Origin of the sequence: Cellulosimicrobium cellulans (genome assembly GCF_006539945.1) — a bacterium.
Classification (GTDB): Bacteria; Actinomycetota; Actinomycetes; order Actinomycetales; family Cellulomonadaceae; genus Cellulosimicrobium; species Cellulosimicrobium cellulans.
The window spans coordinates 1-21,246 of the sequence record NZ_BJNZ01000033.1 but is presented as its reverse complement, the minus strand read 5'-3'; the positions used below and the strand labels follow the sequence as shown (position 1 = coordinate 21,246).

Below are 21,246 nucleotides of genomic sequence, written 5' to 3'. Positions count from 1 at the left end.
CCCGTTCCCGCCCGCCCGTCCGACGCCGGAGCACGGTCGGTCCCGACGCGCGTCGAGCCGGGGCTCGACCCGGCGTGGATCGCCGAGACCGTCGCGCGGGCGCTCGACGAGGACCTGGGCGTCGCGCCGGGGCGCGACGTCACGACGCAGGCGACCGTGCCGCCGTCGGCCACCGGGACCGCGCACCTCGTGGCGCGCGCGGACGGGGTCGTGGCGGGGCTCGTCGTCGTCGAGGAGGTCACGCGGCAGGTCGCCGAGCGGTTCGGGCTCCCACCCGTCGAGGTGACGTTCGTCGCGTCCGACGGCGCGGCCGTGGGTCGCGGCCGCGTCCTCGCCGCGCTCACGGGGCCGGTCCAGGTGCTCCTCGCGGCCGAGCGCACCCTGCTCAACCTCGCGAGCCGCGCGTCCGGCGTCGCGACGGCGACGCGCGCGTGGGCGCGCGAGCTCGCCGGCACGGGCGCGCAGGTGCTCGACACGCGCAAGACGACCCCCGGCCTCCGCGCCCTGGAGAAGTACGCGGTGCGCGCCGGCGGCGGCACGAACAAGCGCATGGGTCTCTACGACGTCGCGATGGTCAAGGACAACCACGTCGTGGCCGCCGGGTCGGTGAGCGCCGCGATCGACGCGATCCGCCGCACGTTCCCCGACGTGCTGGTACAGGTCGAGGCGGACACGACCGCCCAGGCGCTCGAGGCCGTCTCGGCGGGCGCGGACTTCCTCCTGCTCGACAACATGCCGACGCCGGTGCTCGCCGAGACGGTCGCGGCCGTCCGGGCGCGCGAGGGGACGGACGGCGTCCCGGCGAAGATCGAGCTCGAGGCCACGGGCAACCTCACGCTGGACCGTGCGCGCGAGGTCGCGGGCACCGGCGTCGACTACCTCTCGGTCGGCGCGCTCACCCACTCCGCCCCGATCCTCGACCTCGCCCTCGACCTCCTGCCCACCCTCCCGCCGAGGTAGAGCCCTGGTAGCGCGAGGTAGAGCCCTGGTACCGCGAGGTTGAGCCCTGGTACCGCGAGGTTGAGCCCTGGTCGTGACCACGCCTCTACCTCGCGGGACCATGCCTCTACCTCGACGGCGTGCGGGCGTCGGTAGAATCCTCGGGTGACCTCCCCCGCCGGAACCCCTTCTCCTGACGCGCGCGAGCCCGAGGAGCACGTCGACGACGTGCCGGAGCAGATGCAGGTCCGCCGCGAGAAGCGCGAGCGGATCCTCGCGCGCGGCGACCAGCCGTACCCCGTGTCCGTCCCGCGCACGACGACGATCGCCGCCGTCCGGGCCGCGTACGCGCACCTGGAGACGGGCGAGGAGACGCAGGACGAGGTCGGCGTCGCCGGACGCGTCGTGTTCCTGCGCAACACCGGCAAGCTGTGCTTCGCCACGCTCCAGGACGGCGAGGGCAACCGCCTGCAGGTCATGCTGAGCCAGGCCGTCGTGGGCGAGGAGTCGCTCGCGTCGTTCAAGACGGACGTCGACCTGGGCGACCACCTGTTCGCGCACGGCCGCGTCATCAGCTCGCGCCGCGGCGAGCTGAGCGTGTTCGCCGACGCGTGGCAGATCGCCGCGAAGGCGCTGCGCCCGCTCCCGGTGCTCCACAAGGAGCTCTCGGAGGAGGCGCGCGTGCGCCAGCGCTACGTCGACCTCATCGCGCGCCCGGCCGCCCGGGACACGGTGCGCCTGCGCGCCGCCGTCGTGCGCTCGATCCGCGAGAACTTCTGGGAGCGCGGCTTCGTCGAGGTCGAGACGCCGATGCTCCAGACGCGTCCGGAAGGCGCGGCGGCGCGCCAGTTCGAGACGCACATGAATGCATTCGACATCGACCTGTTCCTGCGCATCGCCCCGGAGCTGTTCCTCAAGCGCGCGGCCGTCGGCGGCGTCGAGAAGGTGTTCGAGATCAACCGCAACTTCCGCAACGAGGGCGTGGACTCCACGCACTCCCCGGAATTCGCGATGCTCGAGGCGTACGAGGCCTATGGCGACTACGACACCATGGCGGTGCTCACCCAGAACCTGGTGCAGCGGGCCGCGCAGGACGCGCTCGGGAAGACCCTGGTCACGCTCGCCGACGGCACGGAATACGACCTCGGCGGCGAATGGACGCAGCTGAGGATGTACGACTCGCTCTCGGAGGCGCTCGGCGAGGCGATCACGCCCGAGACGTCGGTCGAGTCGCTACTGACGTACGCGGACAAGTTCGAGCTCACCTTCGACCCGAAGAACGTCAACCACGGAAAGCTCGTCGAGGGCCTGTGGGAGCACCTGGTGGGCGACCACCTCGTCGCGCCGACGTTCGTGCGCGACTTCCCCGTCGAGACCTCCCCGCTCACGCGCGACCACCGGACGGTGCGCGGCCAGGTCGAGAAGTGGGACCTCTACGTGCGGGGCGTGGAGCTCGCGACGGCGTACTCCGAGCTGGTGGACCCGGTGGTCCAGCGCCAGCGCTTCGAGGCGCAGGCACTGCTCGCGGCCGCCGGCGACGAGGAGGCCATGCGCATCGACGAGGACTTCCTCACCGCGATGGAGTACGCGATGCCCCCGTCGGGCGGCATGGGCCTGGGCATCGACCGCCTGCTCATGGCGATCACCGGCCTCGGCATCCGCGAGACCATCCTCTTCCCGCTCGTGAAGCCGGCGCAGCAATAGCGCGCCGCCCAGCACCTAGGATCGACAGCATGGACATCTGGCCCACCGTCGCGGCACTGATCCCCTCGATCGGTGTCGGCGTGCTCTTCTACGTCGCGATGCGCGCCATCGTGCGCGCGGACCGCAACGAGCGCGCCGCGCTCGCGCGCCTGGACGCGGAGCAGGAATCGAGCGTCGACGGGAATGCCGCGCCCGCGCGCGACGCCTGAGCATCGCCCGTTATCGCGTGCAAAGAGCCACGAAATGATGCACCTGCGTCCAAGAATGGTGGGCCTTGCCCCGGGAGACGCGTGCCGGACAACGGCGCGTCCAATTGACGGTCGCGACTTTTCGATGGCATCCTGACGAGGACAATCATCCTGTGAAGCGTGAGGTAACCACAGTGGCCCAGAAAGTCCAGGTAATTCTCGTCGACGACCTCGACGGGGGCGCGGCCGACGAGACCGTCACGTTCGCGCTCGACGGCGTCTCCTACGAGATCGACCTCAGCACCAAGAATGCCCAGGAGCTGCGCGACGCTCTCGCGTCCTGGGTCGCCAACGCGCGCAAGGTCTCGTCCCGCACGAGCGCGGCCCGTCCCGCGCGTCGCAGCAGCCGCTCCTCCGGCTCGGCCCGTGCGACCGAGGTCCGCGAGTGGGCGCGCTCCAACGGCTACACGGTGAACGACCGTGGACGCATCTCCCAGGAGATCCAGACGGCGTACGACGCCGCGCACTGACGCGACGCCGCACGAGCACCGGGGCGCCCCGCCGACGAGCCCGTCGGCGGGGCGCTCTCGCGTGCGCGGGTGCCGTGCAGCCGGCCGGTCGAGGGCGGGTGGGTGCCGGAGGCACGCGTCCGGAGAACTAGGCTCGGGTCATGACCCCCGCGACCCGCGCCCTCTGGATCGGCACCTACCCGCACCCGGCGAACGGCGGTGCGGAGGGCGTGTGGCGCGTCGGGCTCGACGTCGACGCCGCGGCCGGGACCGGGTCGTTCGTGGGTGGGGTGCTGGCGGCGGAGTCGCCCTCACCGTCGTTCCTTGCGGTCGACGGGGAGACGCTGTACGCGGTGGGGGAGACGGAGTCCGGCTCGGTGACGGCGTTCGCGGTCGGGCCCGACGGTGGTCTCGCGCCCCGGGGCGAGCGCGTCGCGACGGGCGGCTCGTACCCGTGCCACGTCGTCGTGAGCGGCGACGTGCTCGTCGCCAACTACGGGGACGGCGTCCTCACGGCCGTCGCGACCGCCGCGGACGGCGCGCTCGCCGCAGCGACGGACGACCTGCCCGGCACCGCGGTGCGCCGCCAGGGCCACGCGGGCACGGGTCCGGTCACCGATCGCCAGGAAGGGCCGCACGCCCACTTCGTCGCCCCGTTCGCGCACCTCGGCGCCGCCGACGACGGCAGCGGCGACGTGCTCGTCGTCGACCTGGGCACCGACGAGCTGCGCCGGCACGACCCCGCGGCCGCCGACGGCTCGGCCCCACGCGTCGTCGCGACCTTCCCGCCGGGGACCGGCCCGCGCCACCTCGCCGCGCTGCCGTCCGGGCACCTCGTCGTGGTCGGCGAGCTCGACCCGGCCCTGTTCGTCCTCGCCCCGGTGGACGGCCCCGACGGCGTGCGCACGTACGACGTGGTCGCGCGCTACGACGTCACGCACGCCGCGGCCCCCGCCGGAGGCGGGAACTACCCCTCGCACGTGGCGGTGTCTGCGGACGGCGCGCGCGTCCTCGCCGCCGTGCGCGGCGCCGACGTGCTCGCCGTGCACGCCGTCGAGCCCGGGCCCGACGGCGGCGTCCCCTCGCTGCGCCACCTCGCGGACTCCCCGGTCGGCGGCGCCTGGCCCCGACACTTCGCCGTCCTCGCCGGCTCCGGGGCGCCCGACGAGCCCCTGCACGACCTCGTCGTCGTCGCGAACCAGAACGACGACCCGCTCATCGAGCGTCCGGAAGCCGTCTCCGCGGGGGAGGAGCCGACGTCGAACCTCGCGCTCCTGCGCGTGCGCCGCTCGGACGGTGCCGCCCACGTGGTCGACGTGCTCGCGCTGCCCGCCCCGGCGTGCGTCGTGGAGGCCTGACCCGCCGTGACCGCGCTCGAGCTGCCGGAGGGCGTCTCCCCGGACCTGTCGACCCCGCTGCGGGTCGCCATGCTCTCGGTGCACACGTCGCCCCTGGACCAGCCCGGCACGGGCGACGCGGGCGGCATGAACGTGTACGTCACGGAGCTCGCGCACGCGCTCGCCCGCCGCGGCACGCAGGTCGAGATCTTCACGCGCGCGACGGCGTCGAGCCAGCCCCGCAAGGTCGAGGTGTCCGACGGCGTGACGGTGCGCCACGTCGTCGCCGGGCCCTTCGAGGGGCTCGACAAGAACGACCTGCCCGGCCAGCTCTGCGCCTTCACGGCGGGGGTGCTGCGCGCGGAGGCGCGGCACCACGAGGGCTGGTACGACGTCGTCCACACCCACTACTGGCTCTCGGGCCAGGTGGGCTGGCTCGCGGCCGACCGCTGGGACGTCCCGCTCGTGCACACCATGCACACGCTCGCGCGCGTGAAGAACGCCGCGCTCGCCCCGGGCGACGCGCCCGAGCCGCTGGGCCGGATCATCGGGGAGGAGCAGGTCGTCGCCGAGGCGGACGCGCTCGTCGCGAGCACGGACGCCGAGGCGGACGACCTCGTGCGCGACTACGCCGCGGACCCCGCGCGCGTGCACGTCGTGCCGCCGGGCGTCGACCTCGACCTGTTCTCCCCGGACCCCGGCAGCGCGTCGGCGGGCGACGGCACCGCACGGCGGGAGCGGCGCCGGGCGCTGCGCGCCGGGCTGGGGCTGCCCACCGACGGCGGCCTCGTGCTCTTCGCGGGGCGGGTGCAGCCGCTCAAGGGTCCGGACGTGCTCGTCCGGGCGCTCGGCGTCCTCGCCGAGCGGGGAGAGCCCGTGCCGACGCTCGTCGTGCTGGGCGGCCCGAGCGGGCGCCCGACGGCGGTGCGCGAGCTCGAGGCGCTCGCCTACCAGGTCGGGGTGAGTGACCGGCTCGTCGTGCGCCCGCCGGTCCCGCGCGACGAGCTCGCGCGGTGGTACCGCGCTGCCGACGTCGTCGCGGTGCCGTCGCACAACGAGTCGTTCGGTCTCGTCGCGGCCGAGGCCGAGGCGAGCGGCACGCCCGTCGTCGCGGCCGCCGTCGGCGGGCTGCGGACGGTCGTGGAGGACCAGGTCTCCGGCGTCCTCGTGCCCGACCACGACCCGGGGACGTGGGCGCGCGTGCTGGGCGACCTGCTGGCCGACGACGAGCGCCTCGCCGCCCTCGGCGACGGCGCCCGGCGCGCGGGCGAGCGGTTCGGCTGGGACACCGCCGCGCTGCGCATGCTCGACGTCTACGCGCAGGCGCGCAAGGTCCGCGCGGCGCGCTGACGCGGCGCGGCCCTCGCTGCGGGTCAGGCGTCCGGAGCGGTGCGCTCCAGGACCAGGACGGGGATCTCTCGCGACGTCCTCGTCTGGTAGTCCGCGTACGGCGGGTAGGCGGCGACGGCGCGCTCCCACCAGAGCGCCCGCTCCTCGCCGTGGACCTCGCGCGCGACGTAGTCGTGGCGCTCGGCCTCGTCCTGGAGCTCGACCTGCGGGTGCGCCAGGACGTTGTGGTACCAGACCGGGTGCTTCGGGGCGCCGCCCAGGGACGCGACGATCGCGTACACGCCGTCGTGCTCGACCCGCATGAGCGGCGTCTTGCGGACCTTGCCGGTGCGCCGCCCCAGGGTCGTGAGCACCACCACCGGCATCCCGTTCAGGGTCGTGCTGCGCGTCCCCCCGGACGACTCGTAGGACTCGGCCTGCTTGCGGGACCAGGCGCTCGGGCTGGGGGCGTACTCTCCGTCGATCGGCATGTCCGGGGCAACGTGCGTGCCGTCCGCCCGATTCCCGGACCTTCGTCCCACGCCCGACGGCGACGGTCACCACCACGTGGGACGCGGGTGCCCGCGTGGCGGGCCGTGCGGCAGGATGGAACCCATGACCTACACCCTCGTGCTGCTCCGCCACGGCGAGAGCGAATGGAACGCCAAGAACCTGTTCACCGGCTGGGTGGACGTCGCCCTGTCGGAGAAGGGGACCGAGGAGGCGAAGCGCGGCGGTCAGCTCCTCACGGAGGCCGGCGTCCTGCCCGACGTCGTGCACACCTCGCTCCTGCGCCGCGCCATCACGACGGCGAACCTGTCGCTCGACGCCGCGGACCGCCACTGGATCCCCGTGAAGCGGTCGTGGCGCCTCAACGAGCGGCACTACGGCGCGCTCCAGGGCAAGAACAAGAAGCAGACGCTCGAGGAGTTCGGCGAGGAGCAGTTCATGCTCTGGCGCCGCTCGTACGACGTCCCGCCGCCGGAGATCGAGCTCGGCTCCGAGTTCTCGCAGGACGCGGACCCGCGCTACGCCGACGCCCCCGTCGTGCGCACCGAGTGCCTCAAGGACGTGCTCGAGCGCGCCCTGCCGTACTGGGACGGCGAGGTCGTCCCGGACCTGAAGGCCGGCAAGACCGTCCTCGTCGCGGCGCACGGCAACTCGCTGCGCGCGATCGTCAAGCACCTCGACGGCATCTCCGACGAGGACATCGCCGCGCTCAACATCCCGACCGGCATCCCGCTGCTCTACGAGCTCGACGAGGACCTCAAGCCGATCACCCAGGGCGGCCGCTACCTCGACCCCGAGGCCGCCGCCGAGGCCGCCGCCGCAGTCGCCAACCAGGGCCGCTGACCGCCCCTCCTGCACAGACGGCCGTGGCCCGTCCGGAGATCCGGACGGGCCACGGCCGTCTGCGCGTGCGAGACGGTTCCGACCGGCGGTCGAGGTAGTACCGGAGTCCGCCGAGGGAGAACCGTGATCGGCCGAGGTCGATCCGCGGTCGCCCGACAGAGAACCGTGGTTGCGCGAGGTAGAGCCGTGGTTGCGCGAGGTAGAGCCGTGGTTCCGCGAGGTAGAGCCGTGGTTGCGCGGGGTAGAGCCGTGGTTGCGCGAGGTAGAGCCGTGGTTGCGCGAGGTAGAGCCGTGGTCGGCCGAGGGAGAACGGTGGTCACCGTGGTCGACGGCGGTCGGCGGCCCGTGCTGCTGAGTCGCCCGTGCGTCGTCGTGCCCGACGACGGTCGGTCACCCGCCGTCGTCGGTGTCCGCGGCCCCGCGGCGACAGGTTCGCGGACGGCGACCGGGTCACTCGGCGAGGCTGGGAGCGGTGAGGCTCCGGGGCGGGCCGCACGGTCTGGCGGGGACCAGGCGGACCGCGCCGGCTGAGCTGGGCGACCGACCGAGTCAGGCGACCGCGACGCACCGGCGGGGCGCCCGCCCGCAGGCCCGCAGCGCACCTGGGTCACCGTACGGGCCGGGCCTGCGATGTACCTGAGCCACCACCACCCACCCTGCCCACCCAGGGCGACCACACGCCGTCGGGCACAGGAACCACGGCTCTACCTCGCCGGACCACGGCTCTACCTCGCGCGACCAGGGTTCTCTCTCGCGCGACGGGGGTTCTCCCTCGGCCGACCAGGGTCCGCTCTCGACCGACCGAGGCACGACCTCGCGCGGACGATCGTCAGGCGGTGGCGCGGGCGGAGCCGGCGGGGGTGCCGCGGTCGTCGGCGAAGTCCCCGGTGACGAGGTACGTCACGCGCTTCGCGATGGAGACGCCGTGGTCGCCGAAGCGCTCGTAGTAGCGGCCCACGAGCGTGACGTCGACCGTCTCCTGCGGGGTGCCGGTCCACGTGCCGTCGAGCAGCGCGGTGAAGGTGTCCTGGTGGAGCTTGTCGAGCAGGTCGTCGTCGCGCTCGATGTTCGCGGCGACGGTGAGGTCGCGCGTCGTGAGGAGCGTCGTCGTCCGGCGGGCGACGCGCACGGCGGCGTCGTGCATCTGCTCGAACGTCCGGTGGAGCGACGGCTCGATGGCGCGCGCCGGGTAGCGGCCGCGCGCGACCTGCGCGATGTGGCGGGCGAGGTCGCCCATGCGCTCCAGCGTGGCGCTCATGCGCAGCGCGCTGACCACGACCCGCAGGTCGGTGGCGACGGGCTGCTGCTGCGCGAGGAGGAGCACGCACCGCTCGTCGAGCTCGCGCTCGAGGGCGTCGATCGTGTGATCGTCGCCGATGACCGACTGCGCGAGCTGCAGGTCCGCCGTGAGGAGCGCCTGCCCGGCGCGGTTCACAGCGGACTCCACCAGCCGGCTCATCTCGGCCAGGTCGTCGCCGACCTGCTTCAGCTCGGCCTCGAAGATCTCCCGCATCGCTTCCCTCTCGTCGTGACCGGTCGGTCCGGTCCGTGACGGCGTGCACCCCTGCGCGCCGGGCGGCGCCCGGGCACGCCGTCGGCTCCTGTCACGCTCGCAGGCGCGGTCGACCGGGCGGTGAACTCCAGGGCGCCGCCAGGTGAACTCTTGGCGGCTCGCGCCCGTGCGAGCGCCTGTTCGGCCGGTGGGGTCCGTGTGCGACCGTACGCTGGACGTGTGCAAGCCGAGAGTCTGTTCGAGGGCGCGACCGTGCTCCTCGCCGGTGTCGTGGGCGTCGTGGTCGGCGTGATCGCGGCCATCGCGTTCCGCGTGAGCGAGCGCCAGCAGCGTGCCGCGCGGGCGGAGCCGGCGCCCGAGCTCGACGAGGGTCTCGTCCGGGTGCTGGCCGTGCTGCGGTCCGCCGCCGTCGTCCTGGACGAGGAGGGCGAGGTGGTGCGGGCCAGCCCGCCGGCGTACGCGCTGGGCGTGGTGCGGGGCGACGCGATCGCGCACGCGGCGATCCGGGACATGATCGACGACGTGCGTCGGGACGGCGTGATCCGCGACGAGGAGCTCGAGCTCCCGCGCGGTCCGGTCGGCCGGGGCACGGTCATGCTCCAGGTCCGCGTCGCGCAGGTGGGCCCGCAGCACATGCTCGTCCTCGCGGAGGACCGCACGGAGGCGCGGCGCGTCGAGGCGATCCGCCGCGACTTCGTCGTGAACGTGTCCCACGAGCTGAAGACGCCGGTCGGGGCGCTCGCGCTGCTCGCCGAGACGGTGCAGGACGCCGCCGACGACCCGGTGGCGGTGCGGCGGTTCTCCGCGCGCATGCAGTCGGAGGCGACGCGCCTCTCCGCGCTCGTGCAGGAGATCATCGAGCTCTCGCGGCTCCAGGTCGCGGGCGCGCTCCAGGAGGTCACGGTGGTGCCGGTGCGGGGCGTGATCGAGGAGGCGGTGGACCGCGCGCGCACGACCGCGCAGGGCAAGGGCATCACGCTCACGACCGGGGGAGAGCTCGACGCCGCCGTGTACGGCGACCACAACCTGCTCGTGACCGCGGTGCGCAACCTGCTCGACAACGCGGTCGCCTACTCGGGCGAGAACACGCGCGTGGGCGTCGGCGTCTCGCTCGCGGACGACCTGGTCGAGATCGCCGTCGTGGACCAGGGCATCGGCATCTCGGCCGACGAGCAGGCCCGCGTGTTCGAGCGCTTCTACCGGGTGGACCCCGCGCGCTCGCGCGACACCGGCGGGACGGGCCTCGGCCTCAGCATCGTCAAGCACGTCGCCGCCGACCACGGTGGCGAGGTCACGATGTGGTCCGAGCCGGGGCGCGGGTCGACCTTCACGCTCCGGATCCCCGCGGCGGACGTCCCGACCGGGCAGCCGCACGACGCGCCGTCGGGCACGACCCCCGGCGCGGTGCAGGACGAGGGCACGGCCGGGGCGGACCCCGCGCCCGTGCAGCACGACGTGCGGCGGGCCGTGGAGACCCCCGCACCCGACGACGTTCAGAACAAGGAGGTAGGCGCGTGACGCGCATCCTGGTGGTGGAGGACGAGGAGTCGTACCGCGACCCGTTGACGTACCAGCTGCGACGCGAGGGCTTCGACGTCGTCGAGGCGGCGACGGGCACCGAGGCGCTGGAGCGGTTCGACGCGGACGGGGCGGACCTGGTCCTGCTCGACCTCATGCTCCCCGGGCTGAGCGGCACCGAGGTGTGCCGCGAGCTGCGGCAGCGCGGTGACGTGCCGGTCATCATGCTCACGGCGAAGGACTCGGAGATCGACAAGGTCGTGGGCCTCGAGCTGGGTGCCGACGACTACGTGACGAAGCCGTACTCGTTCCGCGAGCTGCTCGCGCGCGTGCGCGCCGTGCTGCGCCGCAAGGGCGGGGAGAGCGGGGGCGAGATCGTCGCGGAGAGCGCGCTGGAGGTCGGTCCGGTCCGCATGGACGTCGAGCGGCACACGGTGAGCGTCGACGGCCAGGTCGTGCCGTTCCCCCTCAAGGAGTTCGAGCTCCTCGAGCTGCTCCTGCGCAACGCGGGGCGCGTGCTCACGCGCGGGCAGCTCATCGACCGGGTCTGGGGCACGGACTACGTGGGCGACACGAAGACGCTCGACGTCCACGTCAAGCGCATCCGGTCGAAGATCGAGCCGGAGCCCGCGAGCCCCCGCTACCTGCTCACGGTACGCGGCCTGGGCTACAAGATCGCGGACGGGGTCGCCCAGGCCTGACCCCCCGGCACTGCGCACGACGGCCCCGGCGCGTCCCCTCCCGGACGCTCCGGGGCCGTCGTCGTGCGGCGTCGGAGCCCCGGCCAAGCCCGCCGAACCGGCCGGGAGCGTGGCACGGAAGGTCTGTGCACTGTTCATCCCTCGTTCACCCGCTCTCGGGGAACGCGTCACCCGGCGCTCCTAGCGTCGGGATCGTCACCGGCGCTCGCTGGTGCCACGAGACGCTTGAACAGGATGGAACGAAGAGTGAAGCTCAGCCGATTCTCCCGTGCTGGATCCGCCGTCGCGATCGGTGCGCTCGCGCTGACCCTCGCCGCCTGCGGGTCGGACGACCCCGTCGGCAGCGCCGACGGCGCCACCGACGGTTCCTCCGAGGGCTCGTCCGAGACCGCGAGCGACCTCAGCGGTGAGCTCAACGGTGCGGGCGCGAGCTCGCAGGAGTCCGCCATGGAGGCGTGGCGTGCCGGGTTCCAGAGCGCGAACCCCGACGTCACCGTGAACTACGACCCCGTCGGCTCCGGTGGCGGTCGCACCCAGTTCCTCGAGGGCGGCGTCGCGTTCGCCGGCTCGGACGCGGTGCTCAAGGAGGAGGAGATCACGCAGTCGCAGGCCGTGTGCGGCCCCGACGGCGCGATCGACCTCCCCGTCTACGTCAGCCCGATCGCCATCATCTACAACCTGCCGGACGTCGCGGAGCTCAACCTCGCGCCGGCCACGATCGCGGGCATCTTCAACGGCACCATCACGCAGTGGAACGCGCCGGAGATCGCCGCCGACAACCCCGACGCGACGCTCCCGGACCTCGCGATCACGCCGGTCCACCGCTCCGACGAGTCGGGCACGACCGAGAACTTCACCGAGTACCTCGCCGCGACCGCCGGCGACGCGTGGGGCCACGAGCCGAGCGGCGACTGGCCGACACAGGGCGGGGAGTCCGCGCAGGGCACCTCCGGCGTCGTGCAGACGGTCCAGGGCGGCGAGGGCACGATCGGCTACGCGGACGCCTCGAAGGCCGGCGACCTCGGCACCGCGAGCATCAAGGTCGGCGAGGAGTGGGTCGCGTACTCGCCCGAGGCCGCCGCGAAGGTCGTCGACGCGTCGCCGCGCGTCGAGGGCCGTGGCGAGCACGACATCGCGGTCGAGCTGGACCGCACGACGACCGAGGCCGGCGCCTACCCGCTGGTGCTCGTCTCGTACGCGATCGCGTGCACCAGCTACGAGGACGAGGCGGCGGGCAACCTCGTCAAGGCGTTCCTCACGTACATCTCGAGCGAGGAGGGCCAGTCGGCCTCCGCGTCGGCCGCGGGCAACGCGCCGATCTCGGAGGACCTGCGCACGGACGTCCACGCGGCGATCGAGTCCATCACGGTCGGCGCCGCCGGCTGACGATCTCGGACCAGGGGGGCGGCGGGGCCTGCGGGCCCCGTCGCCCCTGATCCGCGAGATCGTCCGCGAACCAGACCTCACGCAGCAGGACCGCATGCACCGGGAGCACGAGTGACCACCACAGCCCCACCCACGACGCCGGGCCCCGCGCCGGGCGGCCCGTCCGGCGCGTCGCGCCCGGGCGCCCCGCGCCGTCGTGCGCGGAACTCCGACCGCGGCGTGAACCGTGCGTTCCGCTGGACGGCGACCGGCGCCGGGGGGCTCATCCTCGCCGTCCTCGCCGCGGTCGCGATCTTCCTCGTGATCCGCGCGTGGCCCGCGCTCACCGCGGGCGGGGACGCGCTCTCCGAGGAGGTGTCCTGGTTCCCGGAGGGCGCGTCGCTCGTGTCCTTCGTGGGGCCGCTGATCTTCGGCACGCTCCTCGCGGCAGCGCTCTCGCTCCTGCTCGCGACACCGGTCGCCATGGGGATCGCCCTCTTCATCTCGCACTACGCGCCGCGCCGGCTCGCGTCGACCCTCGGGTACGTCGTCGACCTGCTCGCGGCGATCCCCAGCGTCGTCTACGGCCTGTGGGGCTCGCTCGTGCTCCCGCCGATCGTCGTCCCGGTGTGGTCGTGGCTCGCCGACACGTTCGGCTGGTTCCCGCTCTTCGCCGGCCCGGCCTCGCCGACCGGCCGCGTCCTGCTCACCGTCGCGCTCGTGCTCGCGGTGATGATCCTGCCGATCATCACCGCCGTGAGCCGCGAGGTGTTCCTCCAGACGCCGAAGCTCCACGAGGAGGCGGCGCTCGCGCTCGGCGCGACACGCTGGGAGATGATCCGCACGGCGGTCGTCCCGTTCGGGCGCTCGGGCGTCATCTCGGCCGCGATGCTCGGCCTCGGCCGTGCGCTCGGCGAGACGATGGCCGTGCTCATGATCCTCTCGCCCGGGCTCCTCTACTCGTTCAAGATCCTGCAGGCCGGGCAGCAGCAGACGATCGCCGCGAACATCGCGGCCGACTTCCCCGAGGCCAACCCGCTCGGGGTGAGCGCGCTCATCGCGACCGGCCTCGCGCTGTTCCTCATCACCCTGCTCGTCAACATGGGCGCCCGCGCGATCGTCGCGCGGCGCAAGGACTTCTCGGGAGCCAACTGATGAGCGCCCTCAGCACCAGCCCCGCGCGCGGGGCCTCCGCGCCCGACCCGGAGCGCACCGCGTCCGTCCGCGCGCTCCTGCGCGGCGCGGACGCCGGCCGCCGCCGCAAGGACCGCACCATGACGGTCCTCATGTGGGGCGCGTTCGCCCTCGCGATGGTGCCGCTCGTCTCGGTCGCGTGGACCGTCGTCGTGCACGGCATGGAGCGGTTCGACGTCTACTTCCTCACGCACTCCATGCGCGGGGTGTTCGGCGGCATGGACGCGGGCGGCATCTACCACGCGATCCTCGGCACGCTGCTCATCACGCTGGGCGCCGCGGTGATCTCGGTCCCGATCGGCCTGCTCGCCGCGATCTACCTCGTCGAGTACGGGCGCGGTCCCCTGGCGCGCGCGGTGACGTTCTTCGTCGACGTGATGACGGGCATCCCGTCGATCGTCGCCGGCCTCTTCGCGTACGCGCTCTTCGCGGTGATCTTCGGGCCGGGTGTGCGCATGGGCATCGTCGGCTCGGTCGCGCTGTCCGTCCTCATGATCCCCGTCGTCGTCCGCTCGTGCGAGGAGATGCTCCGCCTCGTGCCCAACGAGCTGCGCGAGGCGGCGTACGCGCTCGGCGTGCCCAAGTGGCTCACCGTCGTGCGGGTCGTGCTGCGCACGTCGATCGCGGGCATCACGACGGGCGTCATGCTCGCCGTGGCACGCGTCATCGGCGAGACCGCGCCGCTCCTCATCACCGTCGGCGTCGTCGACTCCATCAACGGCAACCTCTTCGAGGGCCGCATGATGACGCTGCCCGTGTACGTGTACCGGCAGTACAGCCAGGGCCTGGTGCCCTGCAGCAACGTCACCGACGTCGTGTGCATCCCCGACATCAACTACGACCGGGCCTGGGCGGCCGCCCTGACGCTGATCCTCATCGTCATGCTGCTCAACCTCGTCGGGCGACTCGTCACCCGCTGGTTCGCCCCCAAGACCCTCCGCTAGAACAGGACAGCTCCGATGGCACAGCGCATCGACGTCAAGGACCTCAACATCTACTACGGCGACTTCCTCGCCGTGCAGGACGTCGGCATGACGATCGACCCCCAGTCCGTGACGGCCTTCATCGGCCCGTCCGGCTGCGGCAAGTCGACGTTCCTGCGGACCCTCAACCGCATGCACGAGGTCATCCCCGGCGCGCGCGTCGAGGGGACGGTCGCGATGGAGGGCGTCGACCTGTACGGGGACGACGTCGACCCGGTCGCCGTCCGTCGTCAGGTCGGCATGGTCTTCCAGCGGCCCAACCCGTTCCCGACGATGTCCATCAAGGAGAACGTCCTCGCCGGGGTGAAGCTCAACAACAAGCGGATCTCGAAGTCCGCGGCGGAGGAGCTCGTCGAGACCTCGCTGCGCGGCGCGAACCTGTGGAACGAGGTGAAGGACCGCCTCGACCGCCCGGGCTCGGGCCTGTCCGGCGGGCAGCAGCAGCGCCTGTGCATCGCGCGCGCCATCGCGGTCAAGCCGCAGGTGCTCCTCATGGACGAGCCCTGCTCGGCGCTCGACCCGATCTCGACGCTCGCGATCGAGGACCTCATCGCGGAGCTCAAGGACGAGTACACGATCGTCATCGTCACGCACAACATGCAGCAGGCGGCGCGCGTGAGCGACCGGACCGCGTTCTTCAACATCGCGGGCACCGGCAAGCCGGGTCGCCTCATCGAGATGGACGACACCGCGACGATGTTCTCCTCGCCCACCCAGCAGGCCACGGAGGACTACATCTCCGGACGCTTCGGGTGACCTGATCCCTGGCGCCCTGGCGGGCCGGGCGAATCGACGACGGCGCCCCTCCCCACGCGGGGAGGGGCGCCGTCGTGCGCGGTGCGCGAGGTCAGGTCGCCGAGCCCTGGAGCGACCCCGTCACGTCGGTGCCGTTGGTGTCGAGGACGCACTGGACGACGCGGTCGCCTTGCGTGTTCCACCCGTCCTCGAGAGGCGTGAAGTACCAGTACTCGTGCGCCGACTCCTCGTACGGCAGGCCGACGAACGGCTCGAACTCCCCGGCGCAGAACTCCTCGGCGCTCGCCGTGATGGCCTCCTCGCCGGGGTAGTCGCCCTCGGGGAGCTCGGACTCGGCGTAGATCTCGAGGTCGTGCGGCTCGGCGCACGGGACGACAGGGACCGACTCGACCTCGGCCGCGTCGTCGAGCCGCGAGGACACGATGCAGTCGCCCACCTGGACGGAGAAGACGTCGGCGTCCGACGCCTCGGTCACCTCGCCACCGGGCTCGTCGCGCTGGGCCTCGGACGGCCCGGAGATCTCGTCGAGGATCGCGCCGCAGCCCGACGCGGTCAGGGCGAGGGCGACGGCACTCACGACGAGGAGGAGCGGCCGACGGGTGGTACGGGACAGGGTCACCTGGGTTCCTTCGTGGAGGTGCCCCGACCACGACGGTCAGGGCGGGCACGCGAAGGCTAGCGGGAGCCGGTGACACGGACCGAGCCCATTTCCCGGCCCGGCCTGCACGTCACGGCAGCAGGTGCGCGTACTCCTCAAGGGTGCCGTCGAGGACGGGGAGCGACAGGGCCTGCTCTTCTCCCGAGGTCACGCTGACCGTCACGGGCAGCATGCCGCCCGGCGCCGCGTCGACGCGGCCGATCTGCGCGTCGAACCCGTCCTCGGTGCCGAGGTAGACGGTCTCGCCGGCGGCGACGGGGATGGTCACGGGGTCGCCGCCCTCGGGCGTCACGTCGAACTCCACGTCCTCGGTCGAGTCGTTCGCGAAGGCTCCGACGAGCGCACCGGCGTCGCCCTCGGCCGCGCTCACGACGAGGAGGTTGAGGCCGCGCAGGTCGTCGGTGAGGTTGACGCGCAGGCCGTCCGACGGCGAGTAGGGGCGGTTCGTCTCGATGGGGGAGCAGGCAGCCGCGACGGCCACGCTCGCGACCACGAGCGGGACTGCCCAGTAGCGCGCGCGGCCGGTCGCTCGGGACGCCGCACGGGTCGCTGCTCGGGGGGTCGGGATGCGGGTCACGTGCACTCCAGGGCTGCGAGAGGGGGACTGGATTCCGCGCCCAGCCTAGTGCGTCGGGCGAGGTGGGGCGGCCGGAACCGGCGCTGCGGGGGGCGGGCGTGAGCGGTGTCACGCGGCGTCGTGCGGGCGTCGGGAGCGCTCGGCGGCCGGCCGCACGGCCCTGTGGCCCTCCCCGCGAGGTTCGTGAGGCGCGCTGACACGGCGCTGACCTGGGAAAACGTCGTCCGGTCCGGCTTGTCAAGGGGCTCAGGGGCTCGGATTTCCGCCCTTCCGCGTGGTAAGGTGGACCACCGCGAAAGGGGACATCTGCAGATGACGTTCACAGTAGGCGAGACCGTTGTCTACCCGCACCACGGAGCCGCACTGATCGAGGAGATCAAGACGCGCACCATCCGCGGAGAGGACAAGATCTACCTCAAGCTCAAGGTCGCGCAGGGCGACCTGACCATCGAAGTCCCAGCCGAGAACGTCGACCTCGTCGGCGTGCGTGACGTCGTCGGTCAGGAGGGTCTCGACCGCGTTTTCGAGGTGCTTCGTGCACCCTACACCGAGGAGCCGACCAACTGGTCGCGTCGGTACAAGGCGAACCTCGAGAAGCTGGCGTCGGGCGACGTGATCAAGGTCGCGGAGGTCGTGCGCGACCTGTCGCGCCGGGACGCCGACCGTGGCCTCTCTGCCGGCGAGAAGCGCATGCTCTCGAAGGCCCGGCAGATCCTCGTCTCGGAGCTCGCGCTGGCCGAGCACACCGAGGAGGAGAAGGCCGAGGCCATCCTCGACGAGGTGCTGGCCTCCTGACGTCCCGGGCCTCGGCCCGAGCGACAGACCACCGGGGAGGGCGCCGTCCGTGCGGACGGCGCCCTCCCCGTCGTCGTGCCCGGGTAGCGTGTGCCCGTGCCGACTCTTGCCGTCCTCACCGCCGCGGGCTCCGGGACCCGTCTCGGGCTCGACCTGCCCAAGGCCCTCGTCGAGCTCGACGGCCTGCCGCTGGTCGTGCACGCCGCGCGGCGGCTGTGCGCGTCCGGTGCGGTCGACACGATCGTCGTCACGGCACCGCCCGGCCTGCGGGAGCACGTCGCGGCGCTGCTCCAGGACGACCCGGTGGTCGACCGGCCGGTGCGGGTCGTCGAGGGCGCGGGCACCCGCCAGGCCTCCGTCGCCGCGGGCCTGAGCGCGGGGCTGGACGCCGACACGCTCGTCGCCGCGACCGCGGGGCCCTCGGCCCTCGCGCAGCCGGCGGTCGACGTCGTGCTCGTCCACGACGCGGCGCGGCCGCTCGCGCCGCCCGCGCTGGTCCGCCGCGTCGTCGAGGCCGTGCGTGCGGGTCACGCCGCGGTCGTGCCCGGGCTGCCGGTCACGGACACGATCAAGCGCGTGACGCCCGCGCGGGAGGGCGACCCGTCGGGCGCGGAACCCGTGGCCGAGACCGTGGACCGGGCGGCGCTGCGCGCCGTGCAGACCCCGCAGGGGTTCGACCGGGCGCTCCTCGTCCGGGCGCACGAGTCGGCAGCCCACCGGGCGGACGACGAGCGGTCCGCCGCGACCGACGACGCCGGACTCGTCGAGGCGCTCGGGCTCCCCGTCCACGTCGTGCCCGGGGACGCCGCGGCGGCCAAGATCACCACCGCCCACGACCTGCGCGTCGCCGCGCTGATCCTCCGGGAGGAACGATGACGACGCCCGCCGAGCACCCCGAGGGTGCGCCGCCGCGCGCCGCCGTGCCCCCGTTGCCGCGCACCGGCGTCGGCGTCGACGTGCACGCGTTCGCCCCCGAGGGCGAGGAGCGGGAGCTGTGGCTCGGCGGGCTGCTCTGGCCGGGCGAGCGTGGCCTCGCCGGGCACTCGGACGCGGACGTCGCGGCGCACGCCGCCGCCGACGCGCTGTTCTCGGCGACGGGCCTCGGAGACCTGGGGTCGAACTTCGGCACGAGCGCGCCCGAGTGGGCCGGGGCGAGCGGGTCGCGACTGCTCGCCGAGGCGGCCCGCCGGGTGCGCGCGGCGGGGTTCGAGATCGGGAACGTGGCCGTCCAGGTCATCGGCAACCGTCCGCGCCTCGGACCCCGGCGTGCGGAGGCCGAGGCGGCCCTCGGGGCCGCCGCGGGGGCCCCGGTGACGCTCACGGCCACGACGACCGACGGGCTCGGCCTCACGGGCCGTGGGGAGGGCGTCGCGGCCGTCGCGACGGCTCTCGTCGTCGCGGTCGGGACGCCGACCGCGTGAGCTCAGCCCGTGGGGGCGAGCTGCACGCTCTCGAGGATCGCGCGCGTCTGCGCGGCGGCGTCGGCGTCACCGTCGGCGTACGAGGCCGTGAGGTCGACGACCCAGTCGTCCGGCGCGTCGCCGGTCCGGACCGCCAGGATCTCCTGGACGACGACCGTCCCGGCCGTCTCGTACGTGCCCGCGACCCGGAAGGCGGGGAGCTCGCCGAGGGTGGTGGTGCCCTGACCGTCGGCGTCCAGGATCCAGCCGGGGATCGCGTCGACGGACGTGGCGGTCCGTGCGCCGGCCTGCTCGAGAGTGGCCGCGGACCGCGTGCCCGTCACGACGACGTTCGCCCGGAAGTCCGCCGACCCCGACCCGCTCGGTGCACGCAGCACGAAGGCCCCGTCGCGGGTGACGCGCTCCCAGCCCGGGGGAGCGGTGACCCGGACGGGGACCTCGGGGACGTCGTACGTGACCGGCGCGTCGTCCGCCCCGGCATCCGCGGGACCGCCGCAGCCCGTGAGGGCGAGCGCCGCGGTCGCGAGGGTCGCGAGGGTCCGGAGGGTGCGAGGGGGGCGCGGTCGGGGCACGGTCGTCCTTCGTCGGGGGGCAGGGGCGTGACGGGTGCAGCGGGTTCGGCTCGCCATTCTCGCCTCCCGGCGTCCCGGGTGCCAGGCCCACGAGCAGGCACTACGATCGCCGAGAGCGCATCGATGTGTTTGACTTTCCCAAGAACGACACATGGGATGAATCGCACATGAACCGAATGTCCGTCGAAGAACGCCGAGCCCAGCTCGTCGACGCGGCGATGACCATCGCCGTCCGCGAGGGCGTCGAGGCCGTCACGATCCGCGGCGTCGCGGCCGAGGCCGGCGTGTCGCTCGGAGTCGTGCACTACTGCTTCGAGGACAAGGACGAGCTCCTCCAGGCGATGGGCAACAGCCTCGCGCTCGTCGCGTCCGAGCCGGTGCGCGCCGCCCTCGACGTCGACGGCGACGTCGTCCAGCTCGCGCACGCGGCGGCCGACGGGCTCTGGAGCGGGCTCACCCCGCGCCGGCACATGCGCCTCCTCACGTTCGAGTTCGCGACGGCGGGCGTGCGCAGCCGCGCGCTGCGGTCCGTCGCGCACACGCACCTGGAGCAGACGTGGGCGATGACCCGCGGCTTCCTCGAGAACGTCGCCGAGCGCGGGAACGTCAGCTACTCGATGGACATGGGCTTCCTCTCGCGCATCGTCGCCGGGTACATCGACGGCATCGAGATCGCGTGGCTCGTCGAGCAGGACGACGAGACCGCGGTCCGCAGCTTCCACGCGCTGGCCGAATACGTGCTGTCGCTCATGGTCCGTCCCGACGGCTCGCCCGTGCGCGCGGACGGACCGGAGCCCGTCGCCTGACCCGCGGTCCCGGGGGCCGTGGGAGCGGCCGTCAGGCGCGCGCGGACGCTCCCGGCGCACGCCCGAGCACCCGGTCCGTGTAAGCGTTCGCGAACACCCCGGCGGGGTCCGCCGCGTCGCGGACCGCCACCGCGTCGTCGAACCGGGGGTAGAGCTCGCGGAACCGGTCGGCGCCCAGCCCGTGGAGCTTGCCCCAGTGAGGGCGCCCGCCGACCTCGGCGACGATGCGCTCGACGGCGTCGAAGTACCGCTCGTGCGGCAGGCGCGCGTACTGGTGGACCGCGACGTACGCGGTCTCGCGCCCGTGCGCCGTGGAGAGCCAGACGTCGTCGGGCGCCGCGAACCGGACCTCGACCGGGAAGGGCACGTGCTCGCCGGACCGGTTCAGCCAGTCGTCGATGCTCGCGAGCACGTCCACCAGGCGCTCGCGCGGCACGGCGTACTCCATCTCGCGGAACCGGACGCGGCGCGACGTGACGAAGACCTGGTGCGACGGCGCGACGTAGGTCCGCGGCGCGAGCGCACGGGCCGAGACGGCGTTGAGCCGCGGGGTCACGCGCGGGACCGCGGTCGCGAGCCGGTTGACGAGCTCGAACGCGCCGTTGGACAGCAGCTCCTCGTCGACCCAGGTGCGCGCCCGCGCGACCGGCCCGGGCCCGGTGGTCCGCAGGCGCTCGAGCTCCGCCGCCTCCTCGTCGGGCGCGAGCCGGTTGTTGCGCTTGGTCAGGGCCCGGCGCGTGTGGGGGAACCAGTAGAACTCGAAGTGGTCGTTGCCCCCGACGAGCCCGTCGGCGTCGTCCGGCGCGCCGAGTCCCTCCAGCACGCGGTCCAGCGGCCAGGGCTCCTCCTGTGCGCGGAGCAGGAACGCCGGCACCACCTCGAGCGTGACCGCCGACAGGATGCCCGTGACACCGAGCCCCAGGCGGCTCAGCTCGAACAGGTCGCGGTCCTGCGCGGCCGACCGCCTCGCGCACCTCGCCGTCCGCCCCGACGACGCGGACGCCGCGCACCTGCGTGGCGAGCCCGCC

General features: G+C 73.5%; 22 protein-coding genes and 1 pseudogene. 17 read left to right on the top strand and 6 right to left on the bottom strand.

All coding sequences use genetic code 11. The features are described 5' to 3' along the window. Window positions 1-78: 78 nt before the first annotated feature. The 6 genes from nadC (at window position 79) to mshA (ending at window position 6,027) form a co-directional block, all read left to right on the top strand. The gene (nadC, locus tag CCE02nite_RS18190; RefSeq protein WP_237843720.1) at window positions 79-960 is read left to right on the top strand and encodes a carboxylating nicotinate-nucleotide diphosphorylase; all 882 of its coding nucleotides are present in this window, start codon (window positions 79-81) and stop codon (window positions 958-960) included. A gap of 219 nt (window positions 961-1,179) precedes the next feature. Beyond that, the gene (gene lysS, locus CCE02nite_RS18185) at window positions 1,180-2,643 is read left to right on the top strand and encodes a lysine--tRNA ligase (protein WP_141391043.1); all 1,464 of its coding nucleotides are present in this window, start codon (window positions 1,180-1,182) and stop codon (window positions 2,641-2,643) included. Window positions 2,644-2,672: 29 nt separating this feature from the next. Continuing rightward, a complete protein-coding gene (locus CCE02nite_RS18180; RefSeq protein ID WP_141391017.1) occupies window positions 2,673-2,852 on the top strand; it encodes a hypothetical protein in 180 nt (59 codons plus the stop codon). Window positions 2,853-3,025: 173 nt separating this feature from the next. After that, window positions 3,026-3,361 carry a histone-like nucleoid-structuring protein Lsr2 gene (locus tag CCE02nite_RS18175; RefSeq protein WP_141391016.1) on the top strand — a complete coding sequence of 112 codons (336 nt, stop codon included), beginning with the start codon at window positions 3,026-3,028 and terminating at the stop codon, window positions 3,359-3,361. A 140-nt stretch (window positions 3,362-3,501) separates the two neighbouring features. Next, on the top strand, window positions 3,502-4,698 hold the full coding sequence (locus tag CCE02nite_RS18170; protein WP_141391015.1) for a lactonase family protein: 1,197 nt from the start codon (window positions 3,502-3,504) through the stop codon (window positions 4,696-4,698). 69 nt (window positions 4,699-4,767) lie between these two features. After that, window positions 4,768-6,027 carry a D-inositol-3-phosphate glycosyltransferase gene (mshA, locus tag CCE02nite_RS18165; protein WP_141391042.1) on the top strand — a complete coding sequence of 420 codons (1,260 nt, stop codon included), beginning with the start codon at window positions 4,768-4,770 and terminating at the stop codon, window positions 6,025-6,027. Between the two features lie 23 nt (window positions 6,028-6,050). Here the strand turns inward: mshA and CCE02nite_RS18160 are convergent, their stop codons facing one another. Continuing rightward, window positions 6,051-6,497 carry a nitroreductase family deazaflavin-dependent oxidoreductase gene (locus CCE02nite_RS18160; RefSeq protein ID WP_141391014.1) on the bottom strand — a complete coding sequence of 149 codons (447 nt, stop codon included), beginning with the start codon at window positions 6,495-6,497 and terminating at the stop codon, window positions 6,051-6,053. A 124-nt stretch (window positions 6,498-6,621) separates the two neighbouring features. On the opposite strand from CCE02nite_RS18160, the gene CCE02nite_RS18155 reads away from it, so the two are divergent. Then, complete coding sequence (locus CCE02nite_RS18155; RefSeq protein ID WP_141391013.1) at window positions 6,622-7,359, top strand: phosphoglyceromutase; 738 nt, start codon at window positions 6,622-6,624, stop codon at window positions 7,357-7,359. 829 nt (window positions 7,360-8,188) lie between these two features. Here CCE02nite_RS18155 and phoU read toward each other — a convergent pair. After that, window positions 8,189-8,872 carry a phosphate signaling complex protein PhoU gene (gene phoU, locus CCE02nite_RS18150; protein WP_087469848.1) on the bottom strand — a complete coding sequence of 228 codons (684 nt, stop codon included), beginning with the start codon at window positions 8,870-8,872 and terminating at the stop codon, window positions 8,189-8,191. 219 nt (window positions 8,873-9,091) lie between these two features. Here phoU and CCE02nite_RS18145 point away from each other — a divergent pair, with 219 nt between their 5' ends. The 6 genes from CCE02nite_RS18145 to pstB all read left to right on the top strand — a co-directional run bounded on the left by CCE02nite_RS18145 (window position 9,092) and on the right by pstB (window position 15,389). Further along, the gene (locus CCE02nite_RS18145) at window positions 9,092-10,390 is read left to right on the top strand and encodes a sensor histidine kinase (RefSeq protein WP_141391012.1); all 1,299 of its coding nucleotides are present in this window, start codon (window positions 9,092-9,094) and stop codon (window positions 10,388-10,390) included. Next, window positions 10,387-11,091, top strand: coding sequence for a response regulator transcription factor (locus CCE02nite_RS18140; protein ID WP_141391011.1), 705 nt, complete (start codon window positions 10,387-10,389; stop codon window positions 11,089-11,091). Before CCE02nite_RS18145 ends, CCE02nite_RS18140 begins: the two co-directional genes overlap by 4 nt. A 246-nt stretch (window positions 11,092-11,337) precedes the next feature. Then, window positions 11,338-12,477 (top strand): phosphate ABC transporter substrate-binding protein PstS, encoded by a 1,140-nt coding sequence (gene pstS, locus CCE02nite_RS18135; protein ID WP_255318954.1) that lies wholly within the window; start codon window positions 11,338-11,340, stop codon window positions 12,475-12,477. A 111-nt stretch (window positions 12,478-12,588) separates the two neighbouring features. Next, the gene (gene pstC, locus CCE02nite_RS18130) at window positions 12,589-13,611 is read left to right on the top strand and encodes a phosphate ABC transporter permease subunit PstC (protein WP_141391009.1); all 1,023 of its coding nucleotides are present in this window, start codon (window positions 12,589-12,591) and stop codon (window positions 13,609-13,611) included. Continuing rightward, on the top strand, window positions 13,611-14,594 hold the full coding sequence (gene pstA, locus CCE02nite_RS18125; protein ID WP_087469844.1) for a phosphate ABC transporter permease PstA: 984 nt from the start codon (window positions 13,611-13,613) through the stop codon (window positions 14,592-14,594). Before pstC ends, pstA begins: the two co-directional genes overlap by 1 nt. Window positions 14,595-14,609: 15 nt before the next feature. After that, window positions 14,610-15,389 carry a phosphate ABC transporter ATP-binding protein PstB gene (gene pstB, locus CCE02nite_RS18120; protein WP_141391008.1) on the top strand — a complete coding sequence of 260 codons (780 nt, stop codon included), beginning with the start codon at window positions 14,610-14,612 and terminating at the stop codon, window positions 15,387-15,389. Between the two features lie 91 nt (window positions 15,390-15,480). Here the strand turns inward: pstB and CCE02nite_RS18115 are convergent, their stop codons facing one another. Together CCE02nite_RS18115 and CCE02nite_RS18110 are read right to left on the bottom strand one after the other, a co-directional pair. Then, window positions 15,481-16,008 carry a septum formation family protein gene (locus tag CCE02nite_RS18115; RefSeq protein WP_141391007.1) on the bottom strand — a complete coding sequence of 176 codons (528 nt, stop codon included), beginning with the start codon at window positions 16,006-16,008 and terminating at the stop codon, window positions 15,481-15,483. A gap of 109 nt (window positions 16,009-16,117) precedes the next feature. Then, window positions 16,118-16,624: a hypothetical protein gene (locus CCE02nite_RS18110; protein WP_255318953.1), complete on the bottom strand. Its 507-nt coding sequence runs from the start codon at window positions 16,622-16,624 to the stop codon at window positions 16,118-16,120. 312 nt (window positions 16,625-16,936) lie between these two features. Here CCE02nite_RS18110 and CCE02nite_RS18105 point away from each other — a divergent pair, with 312 nt between their 5' ends. The 3 genes from CCE02nite_RS18105 to ispF all read left to right on the top strand — a co-directional run bounded on the left by CCE02nite_RS18105 (window position 16,937) and on the right by ispF (window position 18,840). Beyond that, window positions 16,937-17,419 carry a CarD family transcriptional regulator gene (locus CCE02nite_RS18105; RefSeq protein ID WP_024841917.1) on the top strand — a complete coding sequence of 161 codons (483 nt, stop codon included), beginning with the start codon at window positions 16,937-16,939 and terminating at the stop codon, window positions 17,417-17,419. Window positions 17,420-17,515: 96 nt separating this feature from the next. Continuing rightward, window positions 17,516-18,295, top strand: coding sequence for a 2-C-methyl-D-erythritol 4-phosphate cytidylyltransferase (gene ispD / locus CCE02nite_RS18100; RefSeq protein ID WP_141391006.1), 780 nt, complete (start codon window positions 17,516-17,518; stop codon window positions 18,293-18,295). Then, a complete protein-coding gene (gene ispF, locus CCE02nite_RS18095) occupies window positions 18,292-18,840 on the top strand; it encodes a 2-C-methyl-D-erythritol 2,4-cyclodiphosphate synthase (RefSeq protein ID WP_141391005.1) in 549 nt (182 codons plus the stop codon). Before ispD ends, ispF begins: the two co-directional genes overlap by 4 nt. 2 nt (window positions 18,841-18,842) lie before the next feature. On the opposite strand, the gene CCE02nite_RS18090 is transcribed toward ispF, so the two are convergent. Further along, on the bottom strand, window positions 18,843-19,412 hold the full coding sequence (locus CCE02nite_RS18090) for an LpqN/LpqT family lipoprotein (RefSeq protein WP_170227376.1): 570 nt from the start codon (window positions 19,410-19,412) through the stop codon (window positions 18,843-18,845). A 167-nt stretch (window positions 19,413-19,579) separates the two neighbouring features. Between CCE02nite_RS18090 and CCE02nite_RS18085 the strand changes: the two genes are divergently transcribed. Further along, a complete protein-coding gene (locus CCE02nite_RS18085; RefSeq protein ID WP_141391003.1) occupies window positions 19,580-20,218 on the top strand; it encodes a TetR/AcrR family transcriptional regulator in 639 nt (212 codons plus the stop codon). 31 nt (window positions 20,219-20,249) lie between these two features. Here CCE02nite_RS18085 and CCE02nite_RS18080 read toward each other — a convergent pair. Then, window positions 20,250-21,246, bottom strand: a pseudogene (locus tag CCE02nite_RS18080) (D-arabinono-1,4-lactone oxidase); the annotation flags it as partial.

Coding starts and splice junctions, on each gene's coding strand:
- lysS (WP_141391043.1), top strand. CDS start 1,180: ATGCAGGTCCGCCGCGAGAAGCGCGAGCGGATCCTCGCGCGCGGCGAC.
- CCE02nite_RS18180 (WP_141391017.1), top strand. CDS start 2,673: ATGGACATCTGGCCCACCGTCGCGGCACTGATCCCCTCGATCGGTGTC.
- CCE02nite_RS18170 (WP_141391015.1), top strand. CDS start 3,502: ATGACCCCCGCGACCCGCGCCCTCTGGATCGGCACCTACCCGCACCCG.
- mshA (WP_141391042.1), top strand. CDS start 4,768: ATGCTCTCGGTGCACACGTCGCCCCTGGACCAGCCCGGCACGGGCGAC.
- CCE02nite_RS18160 (WP_141391014.1), bottom strand. CDS start 6,497: ATGCCGATCGACGGAGAGTACGCCCCCAGCCCGAGCGCCTGGTCCCGC.
- CCE02nite_RS18155 (WP_141391013.1), top strand. CDS start 6,622: ATGACCTACACCCTCGTGCTGCTCCGCCACGGCGAGAGCGAATGGAAC.
- phoU (WP_087469848.1), bottom strand. CDS start 8,872: ATGCGGGAGATCTTCGAGGCCGAGCTGAAGCAGGTCGGCGACGACCTG.
- pstA (WP_087469844.1), top strand. CDS start 13,611: ATGAGCGCCCTCAGCACCAGCCCCGCGCGCGGGGCCTCCGCGCCCGAC.
- pstB (WP_141391008.1), top strand. CDS start 14,610: ATGGCACAGCGCATCGACGTCAAGGACCTCAACATCTACTACGGCGAC.
- CCE02nite_RS18105 (WP_024841917.1), top strand. CDS start 16,937: ATGACGTTCACAGTAGGCGAGACCGTTGTCTACCCGCACCACGGAGCC.
- ispF (WP_141391005.1), top strand. CDS start 18,292: ATGACGACGCCCGCCGAGCACCCCGAGGGTGCGCCGCCGCGCGCCGCC.
- CCE02nite_RS18085 (WP_141391003.1), top strand. CDS start 19,580: ATGAACCGAATGTCCGTCGAAGAACGCCGAGCCCAGCTCGTCGACGCG.